Here is a 25152-nt window from a genome sequence, read left to right as displayed (position 1 = left end):
TCGAGGAGTGTGCGGGGGTCCGGAGGAGGCGTCAGCCCTTGACAGCGCCGAGCACGCCGCTGACGAGGTACCGCTGGATGAAGATGTAGCCGATGATCAGAGGGGCGGCCACGATGAAGGTCGCCGCCGCCAGCAGCGGCCATTGGTTCGAGTAGGTGCCTTTGAAGGCGTAGAGCCCGACCGTGACGGGGAACTTCGCCGGGTCTGCCAGGAGCACCGTCGCCAGGATGATCTCGTTCCAGATCCACACCGCTTGCAGGATCAGGATCGTCGACAGCGCCGGCTTCGACAGCGGCACGACGAACGAGACGAGGTAGCGCCAGTACCCGACGCCGTCGATGGCGGCGGCTTCATCGAGCTCGCGCGGGATGGACTTCACGAACCCGCTGAACAGCAGAGGCCCGACGCCCACACCGACGCCCACCATCAGGATGTAGCCGAGCTGGTTGTCGTAGAGCCCCAGCCGCAGCAGCAACTGGAACTGCGTGATGAGCGCGTTCGGCAGGAAGAGAACGAGCACGAACAGCACCGACCAGAACTTGCCGCCCTTGATGTAGCCGCGCGATACGGGGAAGGCCAGGACCACCGAGATCAGGGTTCCGAGCACCGAGCCGACCACGGTGTACAGCACGCTGTTGAGGATGTAGGCACCGAAGTTGCCCTGGTTCCAGGCTTGCAGGAAGTTACCCCACTGCGGGTCGGTGACGATCCCGACGGGGTCGGCGACGAAGTCCGCGTTGCTCTTGAGCGCGGTGTTCAGCAGATACAGGATCGGGAACACGAAGACGATCAGCAGCAGCGCGACGCAGATGTACGCCCCGACCGGGTAGCGTCGCCGCCGTCGGGCTCCGGAGGCATCCCCGCGCGGCGTCGGCGCCGCGGCAGTGGTGTCGGGTGTCGCGGTCGTGGTGCTCACAGCTTCGCCTCTCTCTTGCGCAGGTACCAGAGGGCCAGGAGGCTGACGATCCCGACGATCGCGAACTGGACCATGGAGATCGCCGCCGCGTAGCCCTGGGACTGCGACAGGGTCGTACCGGATGCCCCGCCGAAGCCCTGGACGTAGACGAGGAGCGACAGCACCTGCGTCGATTTGTTGTTCGGCCCGGTGAGCACGTAGGTGAGCTGGTAGCTCTGCAGCGCGTTGACGATGCCGAGGAGGACGTTGGCGGTGATGGAGGGCGCGAGCATAGGGATCGTGATGAACCGGAAGCGCTGCCATCCGGATGCCCCGTCGATCGAGCCGGCCTCGTAGAGGTCTTCGGGGATCGCCTGCAGGCCGGACAGGAAGATGATCACCGAGATGCCGACGACCATCCAGATCTGCACGACGATGACCAGGGCCAGAGCGATCTTGGGGTCGCCGAAGAACGCGGACTGCTGACCGAACAGCGACAGGATGCTGGCCGCCGGGCCTCCGGTCACGTTGAACATGAGCGACCACACCAGTCCGGTGACGGTCACGCCGAGCACGGTCGGCATGAACACGACGGCTCGGTAGAAGTTGCGCCCACGCAGCGGACGGTTGAGGAGGATGGCGACGGCGAGCGCGAGCACGATCTGGATGACGGTACTCACGACCGCGAAGATCAGGGTGTTGCGCAGCGCATTGAGGCTGTCGGACCACTTCGCCGGCGAGAAGAAGCTGACGTAGTTCTCGATGCCCACCCAGTGGACCGGCAGATAGGGCAGGCCGCGGAGGTCGGTGAACGAGACGGCCAGCACGGCGACGGCGGGCACCAGCCCGAAGACGGTCAGGATCAGCAGGCCGATCCCGAACGTCAGCCGGACCGGCCCACGTCGTGGGAACGGAAAGGATTGAGACACGGATACCTCGACGAGATCGATGGGGTGGTGGCCCCGGCGGTGACGCCGGAGCCACCACAGGGGGGTCCTAGAAGGCGGCCTTCCAGGCGGTCTCCGCCGCCTGGGCTGCCTGCGCCGCGTCGCTCGATCCGAGAGGCGCCAGCGCCGGGTAGTTGAACGGGTACACCGCGTCCTGGCCCGCCTTGTTGTTGGCGACCCACTTCTGGTCCCACGCGGGCTGGAACGTGCTGGTGTACTGCTCGATCGACGTCAGGAAGTCACTCGTCTGGATGCCCTGCTGGGCCGGCGAGAAGCCCGAGCGGTCGACGAACTGCTTGTAGTTCGTGGCGTCGGAGAAGTAGTCCAGCCACGCGAGCGCGGCGTCCTTGTTCTTGGCGCCGGCCGCGACGGCGAGCTGGAGCTCGATCTTGCCGTTGAGCAAAGCGTTGTCCGCGGCGTTGTCGGAGGCGGGGAGCGGGAAGTAGCCGTAGCCGAACTTGTCCCCCACGGCCGCCTTGATCGTCGGCTCGTTCCAGGTGCCGTCGATCGTCATGGCGTACGACCCGGCGGCGAAGCCGGCCGGGATCTCGTCATAGCCCGTGCCGGCGAAATTGGGCTGCGCGTGCTGCAGGATCTCTTCGGTCTTCTGCAGGATCGACAGCGGCTTCGGGTCGGTGAGGCTGGCGGTGTTCTTCCACAGGCCCTCGACGAGCTGCGCCTTGTCATCCACCGTGGGGTAGGTGCCGGCGACGGCGCCGAGCATCGCCAGACCCGCGGGCCAGGTGTCCTTGCCGCCGATGCCGAACGGCGCGACGCCACCGGCCTGCAGAGTGGACATGACCTTCTCCAGCTCGCTCCATGTGGTGGGGACGGTGAGGTTGTTCTTCTCGAAGATCGCCTTGTTGTAGTAGACGCCCGTGGAGTAGCTGAGGCCGGTGGGCACGGCGTACTGCTTGCCGTCGATCGCCTGCGCCTCGAGCACGCTCGGGGTGTACTTCTTCATGAACGGCTGGTCGGTGAGGTCGAGCAGACCTCCCGATCGCGCGAGGAGCACGTCGTCGGAGGTCGAGTCCTTCGCGAAGTCGGGCACCTCGACCATGTTCTTCGCGACGATGATGTCGACGTTCCCCGCCGTCAGACGCGAGGACTTGGTGGCGGGGTAGTTGTCGTTCGACACCGACGACAAGGTGACCTTGACATCGGGGTACTTCTGTTGGAATCCATCGTTGATCAGCTTGAACGCCGCGTCGGAGGCATCCGCACTCGAGACGAGGATCTGGAGCTCGCCCGACACGTTCCCGCCGCCCGACGGGGTGCCCCCACCGGCGCACGCCGTCAGCGCGGCGACCGTGGCGATCGCCGTGGCCGCCGCAGCCCCGCGACGGATCACGCGTGTGGCCCGCAACTTCTTCGTTGCCATTCTTCTCTCCTCCGTGATTGCGACTCTGCTGTCGATAACCGAAACGTTTCGGTTATCGACAGCATGTCATGCGATCCGTCGGAGCGCAACCCTCGCGCGAGCACGTTGTGGAGGCGGCGGCCTCAGCCCACCGGGCGGGCAGGACCGGTCGACGAGCGGACCACGAGAGCGGCCGGAGCGATGTCGACGTCCGCCGCAGGCAGTCCGTCGATGAGCTCGAGCAGAATCCTTCCGGCTTCGCAGCCGGTCTTGCGCGGCTGCGTCTGGATCGTGGTCAACGCGGGACGCAGATACTCACCGAGCTGGATGCCGTCGTACCCCGAGACCGACAGATCACCCGGGACGTCGTAGCCGAGGTGCTGCGCCTGAGCCATGAAGCCCATCGCCGACAGATCGTTCGCGCACATCACGGCCGTGGGGCGGGCGCGGGCGGCGAGCATCGTGGTCGCCGCCTCGATCCCCCCCTCGTAGGTGAAGGACCCCTGCACCACCGGCCCGGGCTCGAGCCCATGAGTGGCGAGGGAGTCCCGCCATGCGGCCTCGCGCTGTCGCGAGTGGATGAAGCGGTCGGGCCCCCCGACGAAGCCGATGGAACGGTGCCCGAGCTCGACCAGATGGGCGACGAGCTGCTCGATGCCGGCGCGATGGTCCTGCCGGACGCTCGGCAGGGGAAAACCCGCGTCGGGGTTGATGCCCACCGCGGGCAGTCCGAGATCGCGCACCAGCTCCACACGAGGGTCGTCGATCTCGATCTCGTTGAGGAAGACGCCATCCACCCGCCGCCCCGCCGCGAGGCGTCGATAGCGCTCGAGGGTGCCCGCGGCATCCGGACTCGTCTGCAGCACGAGCGCGAAATCACGCTCGTCGATCCACGATTCGATGCCGTTGATGAATGCACCGAAGAACGGGTCGAGCTCGAGCACGTCCGGATCGCGATGCACCACGAGCCCGACGGCGAACGTCTTCTTGCCGGCGAGACTCTTGCCCCGCACAGACGGAACGAAGCCCAGCTCACGGGCCGCCTCGACGATCTTCTGCCGAGTCTGCTCCGAGACGCCGGGACGCCCGTTCAACGCGCTCGAGACCGAGCTGATGGCGACGCCCGCGTGCGCGGCGACATCGGTGATCGTCACTCGACCGGCCATGCATCCCTCTCGGAGGTTGGCGTCATTCCTCCGACATTAGATCAGACCGCGTCGGCGCGCGTCCGGAGTGCTTGACACCCTCGCGGAGCCGTCAATAGGGTGGCGATTGTGCCGAAACGTTTCGGCAATCGTGCTACGTGTCACGCGCAGCCGAACACCGATCAGACAAGGAAGACTGATGAAGGACAGAACGTCCCACCGCTTCGCGGCGAGAACGGTCGCCGCTGTGCTGTCCGTCGGCGCGCTGGCGATCCCCGCGCAGACGGCGTTGGCCGCCTCGCCCCCCGACGCGGCCTCGACGGCCCCCGTGACGGTGGCCGACCTCGCCGATTCGAGCAGCGCCCAGCAGCGCTGGATCTCGGAACCCGATTCCCGGATCGCGCTCAATCCGAGCCACAGCCAGACCGACGACGCCCGTCCGAAGGCGGACAACGGTCTGGACACGATGTTCTACGCCGACCAGCAGAAGAGGACGACCGATGGCGTCGTGCGCAACACATTCACGCAGGGCGAGGCGCCCACATCCGTCCCACCGGTCTACGACGAGGGCGACGCGTCGCCGCTGCTGAGCGAGACGTTCGGCGAAGGCACCTCTTCTCGCTGGAGGAGCACCAACAACGGCGGGACGATCAGTGCGACCGCGCAGGGCGGCGTCGTCACGCCGGCCCCCGGCACGGACTGGGGCGCGGTCGGGCGAGACCTCACGCTCGATGTTGATACCGACCCCGTCCTGCTCGTGTCGGTGGCCGCGGCCGCCAAATGGGCGCTGAAGATCGCGCCCGAGGGCAAGGGCGACATCGTCGTCCAGAACGACGTCGCGACCACCGGGACGTTCGCCTACGACCTCAAGGCGCTGGGCATCCCGAGCGGAAAGGCGACGATCAAGCTGTTCGCGTCCGGCAACGGTGCGGCGACGTTCCGCGCCGTCTCGGTGCACGCGCGCCCGGCCTTCGTCGACGACTTCTCCGACCTGAGCGCGTGGCGCACGAACGTCCAGTCCAACAACGGCGCGACGATCGCTCCTGCGGCATCCGGGCACGGGGCGACGATCACCAGCTCATCGCGAGACGGGTTCGGCGCGGTCGCACGCACCGTGACCGTGGATCTGTCCGCCAGCCCCGTGCTGACGCTCGCGGTCGGACCTCTCAGCACCGGGTCGCAGTGGGCTCTGAAGCTCACCGGAACGGACGGCTCCGGTGACTTCGCGACGATCCAGAACGACACCGCCGCGACCGGCGTGTTCAGCTACGACATCGCCGCGCTGACGGGGCGGACCGGAGTGCAGACCTTCGGGGTGAAGCTCTTCTCGACGAAGACGCCGACCCCGACTTCCGCGACGTTCACGCGCATCTCCTTCCACGGCTCGAACAGCTGGACGCAGGCCCCCACCGCGGCGACAAACACGTGGAACCCGCAGTCCCTCGACTGGACGGGCACGTACGGCGATGCGGGGTCGTACTCGACGCGCGACGTCTTCGTCGACGCGGACACCGTCTCTCGCCTCGTCTCACCGGCAGGCCTGCGCGGCGGCGCGCCGACTCTCACCGGCAACTTCTCCGATGCGGCCTCGTGGGATGCCGCCGGCCGCGCACTGACGGTGACACGCGACGGCTTCACCCGAGCGGTCGGGTTCCCCGCAGACGCGCAGGTGCTGTTCTTCGACACGCTCGCGGCAGCTTCCCTGGGTGCGGGCGGCACGACCGCTCCGACGACGTCGAGCCGCACGTGGCTGGCGCTCCTGCCCGCCGACCGCGAGAGCGCGATCGGGCTCGGCTACGCCTACGGCACCGGCGATGCTCCGGCGCGCGCCGCGGCGGCGAGCGCGGTAGCCGGCACCGACACCTCCGCCGTGCGCGCCGCACTCGACTCGCGCACGCAGGAGTGGAACGACTACCTCGCCCGTGTTCCTGCCGTGACAGACTTCTCCCTGCACGCGGTGGACGCCGTCGGCGTCTCACCCGAGGCTATCCGGGCGATCTACTACCGGGCGTTCGTCGCCCTCGCCCAGACCGTCGTCCCGCCGCAGCCCGAGAGCGGCATCAGCCACTCGCAGGTGGCCACCGGCAAGGCCGCGACCTACAACGGCGGCTCGGCGCGCAACCGCGCATCGGCGAGCTGGGATTCGCTGCTCGGCATCCAGTACCTCGCGTACACCGAACCCGATCTGGCCTGGGATTCGCTCATCGGCATGCTCGCCGACGTCGAGAGCGACGGCGGCCTGAACGGCGAGTCCCTGCCCAGCCGCAAGGCGCAGACGGCGTGGATGCTGTATTCGGTGACCGGCGACGCCGAGAAGCTCGCGCAGGTCTACCCCGCCGTCAAGGCGCACATGACGTGGTCGAGCGAGCACCTGGCGTGGAACATCGATTCGCACTTCCCGGGCGGCGGTGTGTCTGCAGCGGATGAGCGCGACGCCGAGTTCGTCAACTCGCTCGCCATCGACCTGCAGTACGCGGCGCAGAGCGCACGAGTGCTCGGACGAGATGCGGATGCCGAGGGCTTCACCACCTTGCGGAACACCCTCCTCGCGCAGTACCAGGAGTGGTTCTTCATGCCGGACGGTAAGGCTGTGCAGTACTACTGGACGAGCCGGCCCGACGCCACGTACGACCAGCGCAAGGGAACGGTCAACTACGTGGGCACCGGCCTGCACCTTCCCGGCCTCACCGATGGCGAGACCGCGGCGATCATGGCGCGCTTCGACGAGGAGTACGACCCCTCGCAGCAGTTCGCGGGCACGGCGTCGGACGCCCTCAAGGCGCCCGATGCCCAGTTCATCGCCTACGGCCTGCTCGAGCACGGGCAGACGCGGAAGGCGCAGGTGTACCTCGAGGCGACGCTCCGCGACATCACACGGACGCACAAGTTCAGCGAGGTCTACCAGGCCGGCAAGAACGGCGCAGAGCCGATCTCGCGCGGCGAGAGCCCGACCACATTCGGCATGGCCCACGTCATCGACAACCTGTGGATCCTCAACGGCTTCCGCTCGGACGAGGGGACGCCGACCTTCGTGCGGCTGCCCGGTGCGACGGGCGGCGTGAGCGGCCTCAACTACCTCGGTCGCCCGCTCGCGGTCGGCATCGACGGCACGCAGATCGCACTCACCGGAGATGCCGCGGGCCAGCCCGGGGTATGCGACCGAGTCGATGCCACCGAGGGTCAGTCGATCGCGCTGTCGACCTCGTGCGCGCCGGTGACGCTGTCGCGGACCAGCGTCGCGGCCGGCGAGAAGGTGACCCTGCACGCGTCGAAGCTGCCCGCGTCGACACCGGTGCGCGTCGAGCTGCACTCCGACCCGCTCCTTCTCGGGACTGCGACGACCACCGCAGAGGGGACCCTCGATCTCGAGGTGACGATCCCCGCGGGTGTCGAGACCGGCGCCCACACCGTCGTCGTGACCTCTGGCGTCGCCAGCGGTCAGGCGGGCCTCGCCGTGACGCCGGCCGGAACCCCCGGCGGTGACGACGGCGGCACCGGCGGCACGCCGGGCTCGAACGGCACGCCGGGCGCCCCGGCGGGTTCGAACGGCACGTCGACCGGCGCGAACGGTCTCGCCTCGACCGGTGGGGATCTGCTCTCGGTGCTGCTGCCGGGGCTGATGGCGGCGGCCGCGCTCGCGGCGGGCCTCATCGTCCTGCGCGTCTCGCGTCGCCGGGCGGCGACCGCGGATGCCACGCACGGCTCGTCCCGGACGGGTTCGGCGGAGCACGGCGAGTAGAACCGCACGCAAAGAGGGGCGGCACCGGGTTCACCGATGCCGCCCCTCTTTGCGTGCCGCCTCGCCGGGGTGGTCGCCCTCCGCGCGCCCCGACACGTCACGGTCGCCGATCTGGCGCCGGTACGACCGCACCGGGTGACAGGCGGGGCAGCGCGGACACTCCGCGAGACGGGCAACCCGGACGGGCGGGCACCGCCGAGGTGCGGGGTGCTGCCGGGGGCAGGCACTCGTGCGTGACAGGCGCTGCCGAGGGACCGGCGGCGACCGCGCTGAGCGCGCGACAGAGCCCCGAGCCATTCCGGCTCGGGGCTCTGTCGATGCCGCGCTCAGTCCTCGGCGCGCTCCCGCGAGCGGCGTACCGCGAAGAGCAACGCTCCACCGATCAGCGCGAGCGCACCGGCCAGGAGGCCGCCGGCGACACCGGACCCACCGGTGCTGGCCAGGGATTGCGTGTCGCCGGCCGCGCTCGGGCTCGGGCTCGGAAGCACCTGCCCGTTGCCGTTGCCGTTGCCGTTGCCGTTGCCGCCATCGGACGGGTTGCCTCCGTTCGAGCCACCCTGTTCGTACACGGCCAGTTCGGCGCGAGCCGCGCGACCCGACGATTCCCCTCGGGCGACGATCTCGTGCGCCTGGGCGGCGGTTCCCGCGGGAATGACGACAGTCCGCGTGAACGTCCCGTCCGGGCCCGTCGTGGCATCCCCGAGCGCCACCGGATCCGAATGGAGCTCGAGCAGCACCCGCTCCCCCGCGTCGAACCCGGTTCCCGTGACGGTCACGCTTCCCCCGGCACCGATGCGGGCGGCGTCGAGGGAGATCGCCGGGGCAGGCTGCGACGTCGCCGGCACGGCGGCCGGAGCGTACGCCTCGACCGAGTAGAGCGAGTAGGCCCATGTGGTCAGGCGCGTGGTGCCCATGATTCGCAGGTAACGACCGGTCGAGCCGGCAGCGAGGGCGATTTCGTCGATGCCGCCGTCTCCGTTGTCGACCTGTGCCGCTGTGGCCCACGTCGAACCGTCGTCGGACAGTTCGACGCGGTAGGCCTTGCCTGCCGCCGTCTCCCAGCTCAGCCGCACGCTGCCGACGGCCCTCACCCGCCCGAGGTCCAGCTGCACCCACTGCGGATCGCTCGCGTTGGACTCCCACCGTGTGAAGTCCGAGCCGTCGGTGAGGTGCGCCGGGACGTTCAGGGCGTTGGCCGTCGAGCTCGCCGTCGCAGGGGCGCCGAGCGCGAGGTCGCGCTGCCGAACCTCGAGAGCGACGAGCTGCTGCTGCCCGAGCCCGCCACCGTCCACCGAGAGCCGCACGTAGCGCGCGTCGCGCGCGATCCCGGTGAACGCGCCGTCGACGGGGGCGGATGCCTCGCCGAGCGGCGACCAGGACTGGCCGTCCATCGAGGTGTCGACGCGCACGTCGCCGGTGGGACGGTTGCGCCACTGCGCCGACACCTCGCTGACGCGGCGGGTCTCGCCGAGGTCGACGCGCACCTGCTGCTCATCCGCGCGCGAACTGGACCAGAACGTGCCGGGATCGCCGTCGGTGACGGCGGCCGCATCGCCGACGCTCGCCTGGGCGGACGCGCCGAGAGCGAGGTCGCGCTGCGGGTCGGTGTCCCAGCGGACGCCGACGCCGTCGACGAGCACCTCATGGCCCGACGTGGTGCGCGGTGCGCCCGCGGGCAGCTGCACGAGCACGATAGACGAACCGGCCGGCACCGTGATACGAGTCGTGCCGGTCGCCGCGGAGGCGAGGATCGCATCGCGCGCGGAGTCGTACAGATCGCGCGTGCCGTCGACGGCGACCTCCACCTCGGCGTCGGACGTGCCGGGGTTGTAGTACAGCGAGGTCGGGTAGCTGCCCGAGTACATGTCGAGCGCGTTCAGGTCGGTGCGCAGCACCTTCGACACGTTCGTCGGGTGGACGGTGCCGCCCATCCACCCCACCCAGCTCGAGCCGTAGATTCCGAGGTTGGTCGTCGCGGGGTTCAGGCCCCAACTGCCGGCACGGTCGTACACGTCGGCCGATGCCACCAGGCTACTGCGCCCGGGGGCACGGTGACGCAGCCCTTCATAGGCGATCACATGAGCGGGATCGTTGATGAATCGATCCCCATCCTGCTGCAGGGCTGGGCTCATCTGGTCGGCGTAGAAGAACCGCCCGGCGTTGTACAGGTTGAGCATCCACAGGCCCACGGCATCCGCGAATCGCGTGTCGTACTTCGCCGTCGCGGCGAGCCAGGGCGTCGCGAAGGAGTTCATCGCGAAGGCGTAGCCCTGCATGTCGGTGCGGCTGCCCGAGAGCGACTGGGTGTCGAAGCCGTCCCAGCCGTCGCCGCCCATGATGCCCCAGTTGGGGCGCACGTTTCCTTCGAGCCCCAGCCGGATCTGCGAGAACATGTGCACGACGTCGTAGTCCGTTCCGGCCTCGGCGTTGAGCCGAGCCGCGACGTACGGGGCGAGCACGGGAAGCATCTCGTAGTACAGGCTGCTCTTGGCGCGGGCGAGATAGTCCATCGCCCAGGTGGCGCCGTCGAGGTACTTCGTGTCACCGAACCTCTCATACGCCCACAAGAGAATCGCCGAGGTCCCGGCCGCGACGTCGCCGCCTTCGTTGCGTCCGCCTCGATGCGGCGTCATGGTCGCGAAGTCGAAGTCCTGCATCGTGAGGTCGGCGTTCGGTCCGCCGAGAGTCTGCAGCATCTCGTAGTGCTTGTCCGCGATCGAACGCTGGATCTGGTCCATGTCGGTGGCGTGGGGGTACTGGGCGCCGAGCATCGAGTACAGGACGTTCGCCGTCGTGGCGTACCACATCGACTGGCTTCCCGGAGCGTCGTCGCTGCCGTCGGGGGTGTTGCGGGCGACGCCGAGCTCGGGGTGGAAGAACGTGCGCAGCATGTCGACGTAGTTGCGGCCGCCCTGGTTCGACTTGTCGATCCCGACCAGCGTCGCGCCCACGACCGACGCCATCTGCGCGACGGATTCCTGGTGCCCTTCGGCCTGCAGGACGCGCGTGTCGCCGTAATACGCGGGGACGCGGTAGCTCTTCGAGCCCGCGGGCATGTTCAGCGGTGCCGGGTCGTCGTAGATCGTCGTGTACACGCCGCGATCGGTCCAGTCGTACAGGTAGGAGTCGAAGTCACGCGCGCGCTGCGCCCAGTCGAAGTCGCTCCAGGGTGCGGGATCGCGCGGGAAGTCGTCGATCACCGCGAGCGAAGCGCGCGCCGGCGCGGCCGTGGTGACGCCGTCGCTCGCCTGGGCGGCCGTGGCGACACCGCCGCCGGCGATCGTCGCAACCACGGTCGCCGCAGCCAGGGGAGTAATCCACCGGCGGCTGCCATGTCGTCGGGATGGAGGGGGGAATGCTGTGCTCATGGGCTCTTCTCTCACTGGGTCGTCGTCGATTCGAACGCGAGATGCGGTGCGGCGGTCTGCGGCCCCGCTTACATCGACGTGGCATCCATGCCCCGCCTTACCGAAACGTATCGGTAATCAGCGTCGAACGCCAGAGGATCCACCCCCGCCAACCCCGCTGCATCTCGCCGCCGATGAGAAGTGCCCCGACTTCACAAGGAACAAGGCACCCCTCGCCCGCACCGAAGCGTTTCGGTGCATGCTGCCCTCACAGGCATCCCCCGCGCGTTCGGAGGCGCCGATGCGCGGGTTCTGCGCGACGACACCCGCGAAGCGGCGCCTCCGAACGGCAGAAGCGAGAGGCCGGGTCAGCGCCTCAGCTCGACGCGATCCACGGTGACGTCATCGAGGGCGACCGGGTCGATCTCGATGCCGATCCCCGGCCCCGTCGGCACGCGGACGTGGCCGTCTTCGAGCCGGATCGGCTCGGTGACGATGTCGCGGGTGTAGAAGCGGTCGGACGCCGAGACATCCCCGGGCAGGGTGAATCCGGGCAGGGCGGCGAGAGCCGCGTTCGCGGCCCTGCCGATCCCGGTCTCGAGCATGCCGCCGCACCAGACCGGCACCCCCGCCTCGCGGCAGAGGTCGTGCACACGCACGGCCTCGAGGTAGCCGCCGACACGTCCCGCCTTGATGTTGATGACGGATGCCGCGCGCAGCGCCAGCGCGTCGGCGGCGGCCTTCGCCGACACGATCGACTCATCGAGGCACACGGGTGTCCGCAGCCGGGCGGCGAGGGTCGCGTGGTCGACGATGTCGTCCTCTTGCAAGGGCTGTTCGATCAGCAGCAGGTCGAAGCGGTCCAGTTCGGCGAGGGTGTCGACATCGGCAAGGGTGTAGGCCGAGTTCGCATCGACCTGCAGCGGGATGGCGCCGAAGGCATCCCTCACGGCGGCGGTGTCGGCGACGTCGCGGCCGGGTTTGATCTTGATCTTGATGCGCACGTAGCCCTCGTCGAGGTAGCCGCCGACGGCATCGACGAGCGCCGCCGGGTCGCGTTGAATGCCCACCGACACCCCGCTCGGCACGCGGTCGACGGCGGCGCCGAGATAGGCGCCGAGCGACCGGTCCTCCGCGCGGAGCGCGGCGTCGAGCACGGCGAGCTCGAGCCCGGCTTTCACCATCCGGTGGCCGACGCACGGGGCGAGGATGCCGGAGACATCCTCCGGCGCGAGGCTGCCGGCGTCCAGCAGCGCCGGTACCAAGAAGCGGTTCGCGACGTCCCACGCGCCGCGCGTGTACTCGCTGGAATAGAGCGGGGACTCCTGCGTGACGATCTCGCCCCACCCCTCGCCGTCGGAGGTGCGCGCACGCACGACGATCACTTCGCGGACGCTCTCGGTGCCGAACGACGTGGTGAAGGGCGACACGAGGGGCAGGTGCAGCACCCGCAGCTCGACGGCCTCGAGGCGGACGGGTGCAGCGGGGCGGGTGATCGGCATGCGCTCAGGCTACGCCGCGCTCACGAGCACGCCGGCGCGCGGGGTGCCGTCCACGCCACGGCTCCGGGCCATGGCCGCGGGGCCGCGGTCAGCGCACCGCGCGTGCCGCTCGCCAGTCCTGCGAGGCGATGAAGGTCGCGCGCCGCGGGGCGCGGGGGCGGAAGGCGGCCGCCACGGTGGTGATGAACGTGCGCACGGCATCCGTCCTCTCGTTCTCGGTTCTCACCGATGAGACGACGGATGCCGCGCATTATGACGCGGGTTTCGCGATCAGTCGTCGACGACGGTGACGGTGACCTCGATGTTGCCGCGGGTCGCGTTGGAGTACGGGCACACCTGGTGCGCGGCATCGGCGAGCTGCTGGGCCACGTCGTGGGCGACCTCGGGGATGTTCACCTCGAGTTCGACGGCGAGACCGAACCCGCCCTGACCGTTCGAGCCGATGCCGACGCGCGAGCCGACGCTGGACCCCTCGATCGTGACCTTCTGCGCGCGGGCGACGGCCTGCAGTGCACTGTGGAAGCACGCGGCGTAGCCGGCAGCGAAGAGGAGCTCGGGGTTCGGGGCTCCGCCGGTGCCGCCCATCTCTTTGGGGACGCGCACGTCCGTGTCGAGGATGCCGTCGCTCGTGCGGACGTGGCCGTTGCGGCCCCCGCCGGTGGCGAGCGCTTCTGCGGTGTAGACGATGTCCATGGTTCTGCCTTTCGTGGAGGGTTCGAGGGCGACGCCTTTTTCGGCGGCGAGACTTTTGACGGTGGGAGCGAGGGCGGGGCGTCAGCCGACGCCGTCAGGCCGCGGTGCGGAGATCTGCGGCCAGGGCCCGCATGTTCCGGGCGATGGCACCGAGCTGGTCGAGGAGGTCGGTGAGGCTGCGTCCGCTGTCGACGAAGGCCGGCACGAGGCATCCGGCGGCGGCGACGACCTCGTCGTGGACAGCGCGGCCCGCGTCGGTCAGGCTCACCCGCACGATGCGCTCGTCGTCGGCATCGCGGCGGCGCGCGACGAGACCCCGGTCGTCGAGACGACGCAGCAGCGGCGACAGCGTGCCCGAGTCGAGCGCGAGGTCATCGCCGAGCTCGCCGACCGACCGCTCCCCCGTCGCGAGCACGACGAGGGCGAGGTACTGCGGGTAGGTGAGCCGCCACGGCTTCAGCACCTCGCGGTAGGCCTGCGTGGTCGCGTGCGAGGCCGTGTACATCGCGAAGCACACGAAGTCGTCGATCGAGGCGGGGTGCGGAGCGCTCATGCAATAAGCATTGCACGCAATTGAATTGCGCGCAATCTATCTGATCGCGACGATCGTCTCGGAGTGCGTCCGCGACGACTCTCAGCGGTGGAGCGTGAACCCGTCGGGATCGCCGCGGCGCGGTGGACGCAGCCGACTCGGCAGGGGCCAGGGCAGCACGATCCGCTCGCTCGCGTGCGAGACATCGCCGTAGTCCTCGGCTTTGACGACGATGCGCTCGGGTGTCACCTCGACCAGTCGCACCCGCAGCGGCGCGGCATCCTCGCGCTCGAGCATCCACGGGTCGGCGAGGAACGCGAGCCCGCGCTCTTCGAGAGCCTCTTCGGCGGAGAGCCAGTCGACGGCACGGACCACGACGCGGCCCAGAACATCGACCGCCGTCCAGTCGTCGCCGTCGGCATGGATCCAGCCGACCAGCTCGCGGTCCTCGCGGCGGTGCGGGATGCCCTCCCCCGTGACGCGGGGCGCGCCGATACCGTCCGTGCCGTCCGCGCCCGCGGCCTCTTCCCCGGTCATGCGATCACCCGCGCGAACGCGCGGACCGGGAACGTGCCGAACCCTTCGACGGCGGGAGGGGCGGCGGTGAAGCGCGCGCCCCGCTCGGGCAGGTCGCCGAGTCGGGTGAGGTGCTCGACGACGTGAACGCCGGCGCGGAGCAGCGAACTGTGCGCCGGCCGCTCGCCGCCCGACTCGGTGTCGTCGATGTTGACCGAGTCGATGCCGACGAGCACGGCACCCCCGTCGATGAGCGCCTGCGCCGCCTCGCCGGTGAGGAACGGCGCTCCGTGACCATAGGCCTCGGTGGCGAACAGCCGGTCCCATCCGGTGTGCAGCAGCACCGCGGCGCCGCGCACGTCGCGACCCGATACGAGGTCGGCCGTGATGGCGCGTCGCTCAGGCGAGATGAGCGCACCGAGGTGGAAGACCTCGGTCGGCAGGTCGACGAGGGTCGCGAGGTCGAGGCCCGCGAGATCGGCCCCGTCGCCGTACCGGTGGAACGGCGAGTCGAGGTAGGTGCCCGTATTGCCGATCATCGTGATGACATCCATCGCGAACTCGGTTCCCGGGGCGTATTTTCCGCGCGAGTCCTCTCGGGTGAGGAAGGGCGTGATCTCGGGAGCCGGCAGCCCGGGGTAGGTCACGAGCCCGGCCCGGATCGGGTGGCTCAGATCGACGATGCGGGCGGGAGTCTCGGCGCGAGCGGGCATGGCGCCATCGTAGGCCGATGAGTCAGGGCCTCGTTCACAACTCCGGAGATCTGGTGTCGACAGGGGCGGAATCGGCAGAAATCGTGCGCCCGGCGGCAGGATCTCCGGAGCTGTGCCCGGAACGCGCAGAGGCCGGCGGGGCGGCCGGAAAAGCCGGAACAGCCGGGGCGGTAACGCTCAGCCGCGCCCGAACAGGTAGCCGCGCTCGTCGAAGCCGGTCACGACGAGACCGTCCTCGAGTAGACCGAGAAAGGCGTCGCGCACGCGGTAGCGCCAATCGAGCGCCGCGGCGGGGTCGTCCCGTCGCAGCGACTCGATGTCGGCGGGCACCTCGACGCTCGTCACGACATCCTGCTCGCGCGGAGCCGATGCCGGGGCGGCGAGCGCCCACGACGCCATGAGCCGGTCGGACTCGTCGCCGCGATTCAGGTCGTCATCCATCGCACCGTACTGGTCGACCAGGTACTCGGTCGCCCGCGCGCCCAGCACGCTGAGGTTGAAGTGGGCGTTGCGCGCGACGAGCGGGTCGAAGGTCCACGTGATGTGGCCGACGTCGCGGGCGAATGCCCAGGCGCGCTGGTGCTGCTTGAGGGCCCGGCCGAGCCCCTGGGCGCGGTAACCGTCGAGGACGCCGGTCACGTGCGAATGCATCGACCGCGCAGCGGGGGCCGCGAAGAAGGCGACGGATGCCCCGACCATCCGCTCGCCGTCGTAGACGCCCACCACGTAGTTGCCCGAGTGCGCGAGCGCACGCAGCAGGTTGGCCGGCATTCCGGGGTGTTCTTCGCCCCAGACCTCGCGGAGGACCTCGGCGGCGGCGAAGGTCTGCTCGACGGTGGTGATCTCGCGGATGGCGGGCGCGGCGGCGGACTCCCCGGAATCGGTCATTCCAGCACCCTACGCCCGCGGGTTCACTTCAGCCCTGACCGCACGAAGGCGTCGACGACGTAGCGCTGCAAGAAGACGTAGATGAGCAGGACGGGGATGCAGGCGAGCCCGGCTGCGGCCATCGTCGCCCCCCAGTTGTTCCCTTCGGCGGAGAGGAACCCGCGCACGCCCACCTGGATGAGAGCGTCGCCCTGGCGCATGACGAGCGACGGCCAGAGGTACTCGTTCCACGCCGAGATGAACCCCATGATCCCGAGCGCGGCGAGCGCAGGCTTCATGTTGGGCACGACGACCGTCCACAGCGTCGCCCAGCTGCCGCGCCCGTCGAGATGGGCCGCCTCGATCAGCTCACGCGGGAAGGCGCTCATGTGCTGCACCATGAGGAGCACGGCGAACGCTCCCGCGATCTGCGGCACGATGACGCCGCCGACCGTCCCGAGCAGCCCGAGCTGCCCGACGAGGAGGTAGTTCGGGATCATCGTCACTTGGAACGGCACGAGCCACGAGCCGATGAACAGGAACATCAGGATCTTGCGGCCCCGGAACTCCCACATCGCGAACGCGTACGCCGCCAGCACCGCGAAGAACAGCTGCAGAGAGGCGAGGACGAGCGACATCCAGAACGTGTTCCAGAGCATGCCGCCGATGGGGATCGTCTGCCACACGTAGGCGATGTTCTCGAAGCTCAGCGGCCAGGGCAGGAGCGTCTGGTCGAGCGCGTTCTCGGGGGCACGCAGGGCCGTGGCGAACAGCCAATACACCGGGAAGATGCTGAACAGCGCGATCGCGATCAGCACGATGTGGCCGATGACGGTCCCGACGCGGGAGCGCGAGGCGACGGGGCGATCGTCCGCCGCCGCGCGCGGCGTCGCCGCCGGGCCGGCCGGATCGTCCCCCGATGCGGAGCGGGGGGAGGCAGGGGCGAGCGTGACGAATGCCATGGTCGGTCCTCAGTTGTCGTAGAAGCTCAGTCGTTCCTGCAGCTCGAGGAACACCAGCGCGATGATCCCGAATCCGAGGAAGAAGACGACTCCGGCGGCGGCGGAGATGCCGACGTCGAAGTTCTGGAAGCCGAACTGGTAGAGCAGGTAGTAGATGTTCGTCGTGGAGTTCGCCGGACCGCCCTGCGTCAGCAGATCGATGATCGGGTAGGTCCACTGCGCAGCCAGCAGGATGGTCATGAGTGCGAGGAACACGATCGTCGGCGACAGCAGCGGCAGCGTGATCCGTCGGAGGATCATCGCCGCTCCTGCCCCGTCGAGCGATGCGGCCTGGCCGTACTCGGGGCTGATCCCCGCGAAACCCGCGGCGACCACGAGCACTCCGAACCCCAGCATCTGCCAGCCGACGATGACGATGACCGCCCAGATCGCGAGGTCGGCGTCGCGGAAGACGTTCGGCATGTGCACGCCGAATGATGCGAGCACCGTCGCGACCACGCCCTGCTCGGCGAACAGCCACCGCCACACCGCGCTGGTCGCGACCGGCGTGATGAGGAAGGGCACGAAGATGAGCGCCTGGTAGACGGTGCGCACCCGCCCCGTCACCTGGCGCGACAGGATCGCGATGAGGATCGGCAGCACCAGCGAGAACACGAGGAAGGCCGCGATGTACAGCACTGTGTTGGCGATCGCGGTGTGCAGTTCGGGCAGCTGCAGCACCTGGGTGTAGTTGCCCGCCCCGACGAAGGTCTTGCGGCTCGTGGGCAGCAGGTTCCAATCGAACATCGACAGCGAGAACGTCTGCACCAGCGGGCTGTACGTCCACACCATCAGGAACACGACGGCGGGCACCAGATACAGATAGGGCACGAGCGCCTGCGGGCGGAGCCGGCGCGGCCGCCGCGCCGGCTCCGCCTCGACCGGCGCGTCCGATGCCGCAGCGACGGGGGCGATGACGAACATGGTTTCGCCTACGCCTCGGCCGTGTCGAGGACCGACGCGCCCACGGCCGCGATCTGCTCGTCGGCGCTCATCGCCATGAAGCGCTGGAGCGACTCCGGCGTCATCTCGTACACCGTGGGGAACTGCCCGAGGGGCACGATCGAGTGCAGCACGCGATCGCCGTAGACGTGCACGAGGTTGTACGACTGTCCGCCGTCCTGGCCACGCGCTCCGGGATAGACGACCTGGAGGTCCTGCGTGTAGCAGGTCGCCGAGGCGACGGAGACGGGGATGCCGGCGAACGTCGAATGCGTCGAGTAGTGCAGGTGACCGCCGAGGATGCCACGGACATCCGTCCCCTCCACGACCGCCGCCAGCCGGTCCTGGTCGCGCAGTTCGACGAGCGCCAGCAATCCGAGAGGACTCGGCACGGGTGGGTGGTGCAGTGCGAGCAGGGTTCCGTGCGGGGCGGGGACCTCGAGCTGGTGCGCGAGCCACTCGAGCTGCGTCTCGGTGATCTCGCCGTGGTGATGGCCGGGAACCGTGGAATCCAGCGCGATGATCCGCAGCCCGTTGATGTCGAAGACGCGGTCGACGGGCTCCGCGGCATCCGCGTCTTCGTCGAGCAGCCCGCGCCGGAACGCGACGCGCTCGTCGTGGTTGCCCATCACCCAGATCACCTGGGCGCCGAGGCGCTCGGCTGCGGGCTCGACGATGGCGCGCAGCCGCTCATACGCGTCGGGGCGTCCCGTGTCGGCGAGATCGCCCGTGAACACGATGGCCTCGGGCCGGGCGCTGGACTTCTCGAAACCCTCGAACAGCGCGATGAGATTGCGGTCGGAGTCGACTCTGTCGTGCAGGAGGTCACCGGTCGCCACGAAGTGGGTGTCGGAGAGGTGCAGGATGAAGTGCTCGGCGGGGCCGTGCTGGCCGGCGGGGATCATGCGTTGTTCCTTTCGGGAGCGGAGTCGTCGACGAGCGCCGCCCGCAGACGGGCGAGCTCGTCGCCGGTGAGACCGTGGGAGCGGAGGTAGTCGCCGATCGAGCCGTGCTCGGCCTCGATGCGATCGAGGAGTCCGTTCAGAAGAGAAGCGGGGCTGGCGGTGACGAGCTCGACGATCTCGGGTGTCGCCTCGAGGCCCCGTTCGGTCAGGCCCGCGAGCATCCGCTGCGCCCACGGTCCGACCAGGTGGGCGGCGGTGGCGGCGTAGTCGTCCACGACCTCCTGGCGATCGACGCCGACGGCGGCCAGAGCGAGTGCGATCACGAGCCCCGTGCGGTCTTTGCCCGCGGTGCAGTGCACGAGGACGGCTCGTCCGGGCGCCGCGTCGACGAGTGCCCGGACGGCGGCGGCGAGCTGAGGACCGCGGTCGTCGACCATGTGCCGGTACACGCTCTCGAGGCTCACCGGGGCGTGGGCCATCACGACGGGGGACGCATCGTCGAACACGGGAATGTGTCGGATCGCGATTCCGAGCCCCGCGACGGCGCTCGGTGCGGCGTGGCGTTCGTCGTCGCCGCGCAGGTCCACGAGCTGCGTGATGCCGAGGGCGACGAGGGCTTCTCGCCCTTCGTCGTCGAGGAGGTGCAGCGCATCCGACCGGAAGAGGGTGCCCCAGCGGGTGCTCCCCGAGGCGGCACGGTAGCCGCCGGTGTCGCGCAGGTTGTACACGCCGGGCAGTTCCCGGCGGCGCACCGGGGCGGACGCTGCCGCCCCGGTGGTCACGGTGGCGGAGCTCACTTGATGAGCCCTTGAGCGCGCGTCGCGGCATCCGTCATCGTCGACGCCGGGTCGGCACCGTAGAAGACCGACTGCTCGATGGCGGTCGCCAGCACCTGATCGACCTGCGCGTAGCTGTTCCCGGGGTAGGACACCCACGGCTGCAGGCTGTCGAGCTGCTGCAGGCTCGGCTTCACGAGCGGGTTCTGTGCGACCCAGGCGGCGAGCGGGCCCGACCCCTCGGTCATGCTCGATCGCAGCGGCAGGTAGCCGATCTTGGTCGAGATGGCCTCGTAAGCGTGCGGACTCGTCATGAACTGCATGAGCTCCCACGCGGCGGCCTGCTTGGCCGGGTCGGTCGAGAACATCGCGAGGAACGAACCGGAGTTCGTCGGCACGACCTCGTGACCCGCGAATGCCGGCAGGGTGCGCGCCGAGAGGGCCCACCCACCCGCCTTCGCGCCCTTCATGAAGGCGCCCTGCAGAGCGGAGGTGTTGATGTGGATCGCGGTCTTGCCCTGGGCGAACGCCTCGTACTGCGAGGTGGCGTTGTCGTTGCTGAGGATGCCGCGGTCGTACATGTCACGGAACGTCTTCACCGTGGCGACGGCATCGTCAGAGCCGAAGCCGATCGTCGCACGGTCATCGCTCAGAACCTGCGCACCGTGGGAGCGGAACAGTCCCTGCATGCACCAGCTGCCTCCGGTGACGACGCACGAGACGCTCAGCGAAGGTGCACCGGTCGCCGCCGTGATCTTCGCCGCGGCGTCGGCCACGGCATCCCACGTCGACAGGTCGACGGTGGCGGGGTCGATCCCCGCGGCGGCGAACTTCGCCTCGTCGAGCCACATGACCGGGGTGGAGAAGACGTAGGGAACTCCGTAGGTGGCACCGTTCCAGTCGGCGAGCGTGGCGGCACGCGGGTGGTAGGGGTACTCGCCGCCGAACTGGTCGGACAGCCCCTGCTCGCCGACCAGCGATGTGAGGTTCTGCGCCCCGAGCTGGGTGGCGGCGAAGTCGAGCTCGTTGAAGGTCAGCTGGGCGACGTCGGGCGCCGCGCCCGCCAGCAGCTGCTTCTGCACGCTGGCCGCGGTTCCGGCGGCGGTGTCGCTCGGCTGGGCGACCACCGTGATGCCCGGGTGGGCGGCACGGAACTCGTCGAGCAGCCCGTTGATGGTGTCGGCCCAGGTGCCGACGTTGGCGAGGTTGTACGACTCGAAGACGATCTGGACCTTCTGATCGTCGGCGAGCGGCTGCAACGAGCCGGTGGATGCCGGGGCGCCCGCCGTGGCGGTGGAACAGCCCGCCAGAACGAGACCGGCGACGGCGAGCGCGGCGACGGATGCGCCTCGCAGAGTGGTGTTCACGTGTTCTCCTGTGGAATGCGGATGTGGGGTCGTGCAGGGGGATGCGTCGCGGCCGGGACCGCGCTCGGGAATCGGATCAGGTGAGGACGGGGAGGACGGAGGCCGCATCGGGCGATGAGGCATCCGGCGACGACGCATCCGTGGGGGACGCATCGGGCACCCACTCCAGCCGTCGGCCGGATGCGCGCTCGAACAGGTGGACGTGCTCGGGGTCGGCATGCAACCGAACCGCGTCTCCCGGCGCCACGGGCACGGCCCGGTCGGCACGGACGTGGACGCGGGCACCCGAGGGAAGCAGGCAGGTGATGATCAGTTCGGCGCCGAGGTTCTCGACGACCTGGGCGACAGCGGTGAGCGTGACGCCTCGACGGCCGGCGACCGCCGGCGCGATCTCGAGGTGCTCGGGACGGATGCCGAGCACGACGTCGAGCTCGGCGGTGTCACCGTCCCACAGATCGCCCGCCACGCCGTCGGCGGTCACACCGACGGCTCCCGCCGCTCCCGCGACGCGTGCGTCGAGCAGGTTCATGGCGGGGCTCCCCAGAAACCCGGCGACGAAGACGGTCTCCGGCCGGTCGTAGACGTCCTCGGGGGTACCGAACTGCTCGATGCGCCCCTGATCGAGAACGACGATCCGGGTCGCCATCGTCATGGCCTCGACCTGGTCGTGGGTGACGTAGACGAACGTCGCCTGCAGCCTCCGGTGCAGTGCCGTGAGCTCTTGGCGGGTGTGCGTGCGCAGCTTCGCATCGAGGTTCGACAGAGGTTCGTCCATCAAGAAGGCACGGGGCTGACGCACGAGGGCGCGTCCGACGGCGACGCGCTGACGCTGGCCGCCGGAGAGTTCGCGCGGTTTGCGGTCGAGCAGGTGATCGATCTCCAGGGTCTGAGCGACCTCCGTCACTCGCCGGGAGACCTCCGCCTTCGTCAGACGCTGCACGCGCAGCGGGAAGGCGAGGTTCTTCCGGACGCTCAGGTGCGGGTAGAGCGCGTAGCTCTGGAAGACCATCGCGAGGTCGCGCTTCTTCGACGGCCGCTCGGTGATGTCGTCGCCGTCGAGCAGGATGCGCCCGGAGGTCGGTTCGAGCAGCCCGCGATCATCCGCAGCAGCGTCGTCTTTCCGCAGCCGGACGGGCCGAGCAGCACGACGAACTCGCCGTCATCGATCGTGAGATCGATGTCTCGCACGGCGACCGTCGTGCCGAACGCGCGGCCGATGCCGCTCAGCTGGATCTTTCCCATGGCTCGCCTCTCGCAAGCGATCCATGGGAGACCATCTCCGCAATTCGCTTACAGAGTGAGTGTCATTTGTGAAAGTGAATTGCAGTGAAACGCGCGAACAACGGAACGCGCTTTCACGGCGAACTCTCCCGGCCCCGGGCCTCTCACGGCTCGACGTCGTCCGCGACGATCCCGAGCACCTCGTGCTGCACCGCGGAACGCGCACGCGCCGCGGCGTCGGCCATTCGGTCGGCGACGGCGCGCTGCAGCGCCGACAGGACGAGCAGCTGCACCATGCCGGAAGCCATCGCCGAGTGCTCCCACGACGCTGAGCGCGCTCCCGCGACCAAAACGAGATCGGCGACGACGGTGAGGGGAGCCCGGGCGAACCCGGTGACGACGACGACCGTGGCACCGGCCTGCGCAGCCGCCTGAGCGACCGCGAGCGTGTTGGTGTTGGCGCCGCTGGCGCTGACGGCGACGCATACGTCGCCCGGACGCAGCACGCTCGCGGTGAGCTGCTGCATGACGGTGTCGCTGGGAGCCTCGCACGACCGGCCGTTCACCGTGAAGGCCACCGCCGCGGCCTGCGCCGACGGCTGCGACGCACCGGTGGCCGCGAGCAGCAGCCGTGGCGCCTGCGCGATGGCGACGGCCGATGCGGCGAACACGTCGGCATCGATCGAGGCGAGCGAGGTCTGCAGCATGCGCGCGGAACGCTCGGCGTACCCGCGCAGGCGCGACACGTCGTCATCTCCGTCCTCGTCCCCCTCGGGCGCGGCGGCGCCGAGATCGCGCACCAGCGTCAGCCTCAGATGCTGGAAGCTGCGGAACCCGAGCGCCTGACTCATCCGACTCACAGCGGCCGCCGACGTGCCCGCCGCGTCGGCCAGATCGGCGCCGGACATCTCCGCGACCTCGCCCGGGCGCTCGACGCAGATCTGCGCGGCTCTCTGGGCAGCCGGCGTCAACGATGGCAGCAACGACAGGATGTGGTCGATCGTCCCCCCGAGCGGCGGATCGGCAGTGTGGGCGCTCACCGGCTCCCCTCCCCCTTCATCCGGCGATCGACGCCGCGCGGATCGGCACACCTTAGGAAACCCCGTCGGCGCACCGGCGAACGCGAGATGAACGAATCGGTCACGAAAGGAGCATCCCATGCAAGCTGTTTTCACGCACGGCCTCGCACCGCGCGGCCTCTCCCGCAGGGCGGCGAAGCGCGGGGGACGCTGTCCGATCCGCGGTACGGCGGGCGACTCGGAGCGTCACACGCCGACGACGCGCACGCCGCCCGCTCTACGCTGGAGTCGGCTCGCGAACCGGAATCCTCCGCCTTGAGCCGCTCGCGACGACGCCCGCGGCGAGAGCCATGTTCCTCGGAAATCCCATCCCGTCTCGAACCGGAGGCTTCGCCATGTCCGCCGTCCCCACCACCACTTCGGGCAGCCTGCCCCGCACCGCCGCGCTCATCGACGCGAACGGCGCACGAACGCTCGCCGATGACGGCTTCACGCTGCAGTCGACGCCGGAGTTCGACGCTCTCACGGCAGCGGCCGTCGCCGACGTCGTCGAGCGGCAGCGCGCGGCGGGCATCACGCTCGTCGGCGACGGCGAATTCGGCAAGGCGATGTCGAACGCCGTCGACTACGGCGCCTGGTGGTCGTACTCCTTCCAGCGTGTGGCCGGCCTGTCGCTGACCGAGGTCAACGCGTTCAACGAGCCGCCGGTCGAGTCGTCTCCCGGGAACGTCCGGCTGACGAACTTCCTCGGCCGTCGCGACCGCCAGCTCTTCCCGGCCGTCTACGCCGAGGCCGTCGAGGCCGGACAGACGGCGACCGCCTTCCCGACGACGACGGGCCCGCTGACCTACCGCGGGCAGGACGCGGTGGCATCCGACATCCGAAACCTCACCGCCGCGCTCCGGGGCGGCGAGCAGGGCTTCCTCACCGCGATCGCGCCCGGATCTGCGGCACGCGTGCGCAACGAGTACTACGCGACCGACGAGGAGCACATCTTCGCGTGGGCCGACGCCCTCCGCGAGGAGTACCGGGCCATCGTCGAGGCGGGACTCATCCTGCAGCTCGACGACCCGTCGCTCGCCGAGAACTTCGACCAGATCAGCCCCGAGCCCTCGATCGCCGACTACCAGGCATTCACGAGGATCCGCATCGACGCGATCAACCACGCGATCGCGGGCCTTCCGAAAGAGCAGGTGCGCCTGCACCTGTGCTGGGGCTCGTGGCACGGTCCGCACACGACCGACGTCGAGCTGAAAGACATCCTGCCCGTCGTCCTGCAGGCGAACGTCGGGTCGATCTCGTTCGAGGCGGGAAACGTCCGTCACGAGCACGAGTTCGGCGCATGGGCGGATGCCGCGGTGCCCGACGACCTGGTGCTCGTCCCCGGCGTCGTGAGCCACGCGACCAACGTGGTGGAACACCCCGAGCTCGTCGCGCAGCGCATCCGCCGCTTCACCGACATCGTCGGCGCCGACCGGGTGATCGCCTCGACCGACTGCGGGCTCGGCGGGCGCATCCACCCCGATATCGCGTGGGCGAAGCTGCAGACCCTCGGCGAAGGCGCGCGCCGCGCCTGAGTCCGTCACGGCTCCCCCACCGGCGTCCGCGCAGACCCGACGCGTCGAGGTCGCGCGGACGCCGATGCCGAGGTGCCCCCTCGCCTGC

At 69.5% G+C, this 25152-nt stretch carries 21 protein-coding genes and 1 pseudogene; 2 read left to right on the top strand and 20 right to left on the bottom strand.

The features are described 5' to 3' along the window. Positions 1–31: 31 nt before the first annotated feature. The 4 genes from JOE64_RS14435 to JOE64_RS01875 all read right to left on the bottom strand — a co-directional run bounded on the left by JOE64_RS14435 (position 32) and on the right by JOE64_RS01875 (position 4368). Complete coding sequence (locus JOE64_RS14435) at positions 32–916, bottom strand: carbohydrate ABC transporter permease (protein WP_204962653.1); 885 nt, start codon at positions 914–916, stop codon at positions 32–34. Further along, positions 913–1824 (bottom strand): carbohydrate ABC transporter permease, encoded by a 912-nt coding sequence (locus JOE64_RS01885; RefSeq protein WP_204962652.1) that lies wholly within the window; start codon positions 1822–1824, stop codon positions 913–915. Before JOE64_RS01885 ends, JOE64_RS14435 begins: the two co-directional genes overlap by 4 nt. Positions 1825–1891: 67 nt before the next feature. Continuing rightward, positions 1892–3223, bottom strand: a complete 1332-nt coding sequence (locus JOE64_RS01880; RefSeq protein ID WP_204962651.1) for an ABC transporter substrate-binding protein — start codon at positions 3221–3223, stop codon at positions 1892–1894. 122 nt (positions 3224–3345) lie between these two features. Next, positions 3346–4368, bottom strand: coding sequence for a LacI family DNA-binding transcriptional regulator (locus tag JOE64_RS01875; RefSeq protein ID WP_204962650.1), 1023 nt, complete (start codon positions 4366–4368; stop codon positions 3346–3348). A gap of 178 nt (positions 4369–4546) precedes the next feature. Here JOE64_RS01875 and JOE64_RS01870 point away from each other — a divergent pair, with 178 nt between their 5' ends. Further along, the gene (locus JOE64_RS01870; RefSeq protein WP_204962649.1) at positions 4547–8086 is read left to right on the top strand and encodes an alpha-L-rhamnosidase-related protein; all 3540 of its coding nucleotides are present in this window, start codon (positions 4547–4549) and stop codon (positions 8084–8086) included. Positions 8087–8412: 326 nt separating this feature from the next. Here the strand turns inward: JOE64_RS01870 and JOE64_RS14765 are convergent, their stop codons facing one another. The 16 genes and pseudogenes from JOE64_RS14765 to JOE64_RS01795 form a co-directional block, all read right to left on the bottom strand. Then, positions 8413–11379, bottom strand: coding sequence for a discoidin domain-containing protein (locus JOE64_RS14765; protein ID WP_204962647.1), 2967 nt, complete (start codon positions 11377–11379; stop codon positions 8413–8415). Between the two features lie 422 nt (positions 11380–11801). Continuing rightward, entirely contained in the window at positions 11802–12935 is a 1134-nt protein-coding gene (gene menC / locus JOE64_RS01860) for an o-succinylbenzoate synthase (RefSeq protein WP_204962646.1), read from the bottom strand. An 88-nt stretch (positions 12936–13023) separates the two neighbouring features. Further along, complete coding sequence (locus tag JOE64_RS01855) at positions 13024–13161, bottom strand: hypothetical protein (RefSeq protein WP_204962644.1); 138 nt, start codon at positions 13159–13161, stop codon at positions 13024–13026. Positions 13162–13205: 44 nt separating this feature from the next. Next, positions 13206–13628, bottom strand: coding sequence for an organic hydroperoxide resistance protein (locus JOE64_RS01850; RefSeq protein WP_204962643.1), 423 nt, complete (start codon positions 13626–13628; stop codon positions 13206–13208). 94 nt (positions 13629–13722) lie between these two features. After that, positions 13723–14181 (bottom strand): MarR family winged helix-turn-helix transcriptional regulator, encoded by a 459-nt coding sequence (locus tag JOE64_RS01845; protein ID WP_204962642.1) that lies wholly within the window; start codon positions 14179–14181, stop codon positions 13723–13725. 81 nt (positions 14182–14262) lie between these two features. Next, a complete protein-coding gene (locus JOE64_RS01840; RefSeq protein ID WP_239531673.1) occupies positions 14263–14697 on the bottom strand; it encodes a hypothetical protein in 435 nt (144 codons plus the stop codon). Beyond that, positions 14694–15389, bottom strand: coding sequence for a cyclase family protein (locus JOE64_RS01835; protein WP_204962641.1), 696 nt, complete (start codon positions 15387–15389; stop codon positions 14694–14696). Before JOE64_RS01835 ends, JOE64_RS01840 begins: the two co-directional genes overlap by 4 nt. A 177-nt stretch (positions 15390–15566) precedes the next feature. Further along, positions 15567–16277, bottom strand: coding sequence for a GNAT family N-acetyltransferase (locus tag JOE64_RS01830; protein ID WP_204962639.1), 711 nt, complete (start codon positions 16275–16277; stop codon positions 15567–15569). 23 nt (positions 16278–16300) lie between these two features. Next, entirely contained in the window at positions 16301–17218 is a 918-nt protein-coding gene (locus JOE64_RS01825; protein WP_204962638.1) for a carbohydrate ABC transporter permease, read from the bottom strand. Between the two features lie 9 nt (positions 17219–17227). Then, positions 17228–18181, bottom strand: coding sequence for a carbohydrate ABC transporter permease (locus tag JOE64_RS01820; protein ID WP_204962637.1), 954 nt, complete (start codon positions 18179–18181; stop codon positions 17228–17230). 8 nt (positions 18182–18189) lie between these two features. Next, the gene (locus tag JOE64_RS01815) at positions 18190–19104 is read right to left on the bottom strand and encodes a phosphodiesterase (RefSeq protein ID WP_204962635.1); all 915 of its coding nucleotides are present in this window, start codon (positions 19102–19104) and stop codon (positions 18190–18192) included. After that, entirely contained in the window at positions 19101–19901 is an 801-nt protein-coding gene (locus JOE64_RS01810; protein WP_204962634.1) for a tyrosine-protein phosphatase, read from the bottom strand. The genes JOE64_RS01815 and JOE64_RS01810 overlap by 4 nt, the downstream gene beginning before the upstream one ends. Next, positions 19898–21247, bottom strand: a complete 1350-nt coding sequence (locus tag JOE64_RS01805; protein ID WP_271202419.1) for an extracellular solute-binding protein — start codon at positions 21245–21247, stop codon at positions 19898–19900. Before JOE64_RS01805 ends, JOE64_RS01810 begins: the two co-directional genes overlap by 4 nt. 76 nt (positions 21248–21323) lie before the next feature. Next, entirely contained in the window at positions 21324–21776 is a 453-nt protein-coding gene (locus JOE64_RS14930; RefSeq protein ID WP_307821696.1) for a TOBE domain-containing protein, read from the bottom strand. A 291-nt stretch (positions 21777–22067) separates the two neighbouring features. Next, positions 22068–22489 (bottom strand): annotated as a pseudogene (locus JOE64_RS14925) (ABC transporter ATP-binding protein); the annotation flags it as partial. A 143-nt stretch (positions 22490–22632) separates the two neighbouring features. Continuing rightward, entirely contained in the window at positions 22633–23508 is an 876-nt protein-coding gene (locus JOE64_RS01795) for a MurR/RpiR family transcriptional regulator (RefSeq protein ID WP_204962632.1), read from the bottom strand. Positions 23509–23882: 374 nt separating this feature from the next. Here JOE64_RS01795 and JOE64_RS01790 point away from each other — a divergent pair, with 374 nt between their 5' ends. Next, on the top strand, positions 23883–25064 hold the full coding sequence (locus tag JOE64_RS01790; RefSeq protein WP_204962631.1) for a cobalamin-independent methionine synthase II family protein: 1182 nt from the start codon (positions 23883–23885) through the stop codon (positions 25062–25064). Positions 25065–25152: the final 88 nt, after the last annotated feature.

Source organism: Microbacterium dextranolyticum, assembly GCF_016907295.1.
Taxonomy (GTDB): domain Bacteria; phylum Actinomycetota; class Actinomycetes; order Actinomycetales; family Microbacteriaceae; genus Microbacterium; species Microbacterium dextranolyticum.
The sequence above is the reverse complement of the archived record's forward strand: the minus strand, read 5'-3'. Positions and strand labels throughout refer to the sequence as shown.

What these genes read in the sequence shown, in the direction of transcription:
- JOE64_RS01880 (WP_204962651.1), bottom strand. Translation starts at nt 3,223, where the DNA reads ATGGCAACGAAGAAGTTGCGGGCCACACGCGTGATCCGTCGCGGGGCT.
- JOE64_RS01875 (WP_204962650.1), bottom strand. Translation starts at nt 4,368, where the DNA reads ATGGCCGGTCGAGTGACGATCACCGATGTCGCCGCGCACGCGGGCGTC.
- JOE64_RS01870 (WP_204962649.1), top strand. Translation starts at nt 4,547, where the DNA reads ATGAAGGACAGAACGTCCCACCGCTTCGCGGCGAGAACGGTCGCCGCT.
- menC (WP_204962646.1), bottom strand. Translation starts at nt 12,935, where the DNA reads ATGCCGATCACCCGCCCCGCTGCACCCGTCCGCCTCGAGGCCGTCGAG.
- JOE64_RS01850 (WP_204962643.1), bottom strand. Translation starts at nt 13,628, where the DNA reads ATGGACATCGTCTACACCGCAGAAGCGCTCGCCACCGGCGGGGGCCGC.
- JOE64_RS01845 (WP_204962642.1), bottom strand. Translation starts at nt 14,181, where the DNA reads ATGAGCGCTCCGCACCCCGCCTCGATCGACGACTTCGTGTGCTTCGCG.
- JOE64_RS01840 (WP_239531673.1), bottom strand. Translation starts at nt 14,697, where the DNA reads ATGACCGGGGAAGAGGCCGCGGGCGCGGACGGCACGGACGGTATCGGC.
- JOE64_RS01835 (WP_204962641.1), bottom strand. Translation starts at nt 15,389, where the DNA reads ATGCCCGCTCGCGCCGAGACTCCCGCCCGCATCGTCGATCTGAGCCAC.
- JOE64_RS01830 (WP_204962639.1), bottom strand. Translation starts at nt 16,277, where the DNA reads ATGACCGATTCCGGGGAGTCCGCCGCCGCGCCCGCCATCCGCGAGATC.
- JOE64_RS01825 (WP_204962638.1), bottom strand. Translation starts at nt 17,218, where the DNA reads ATGGCATTCGTCACGCTCGCCCCTGCCTCCCCCCGCTCCGCATCGGGG.
- JOE64_RS01820 (WP_204962637.1), bottom strand. Translation starts at nt 18,181, where the DNA reads ATGTTCGTCATCGCCCCCGTCGCTGCGGCATCGGACGCGCCGGTCGAG.
- JOE64_RS01815 (WP_204962635.1), bottom strand. Translation starts at nt 19,104, where the DNA reads ATGATCCCCGCCGGCCAGCACGGCCCCGCCGAGCACTTCATCCTGCAC.
- JOE64_RS14930 (WP_307821696.1), bottom strand. Translation starts at nt 21,776, where the DNA reads ATGAACCTGCTCGACGCACGCGTCGCGGGAGCGGCGGGAGCCGTCGGT.
- JOE64_RS01790 (WP_204962631.1), top strand. Translation starts at nt 23,883, where the DNA reads ATGTCCGCCGTCCCCACCACCACTTCGGGCAGCCTGCCCCGCACCGCC.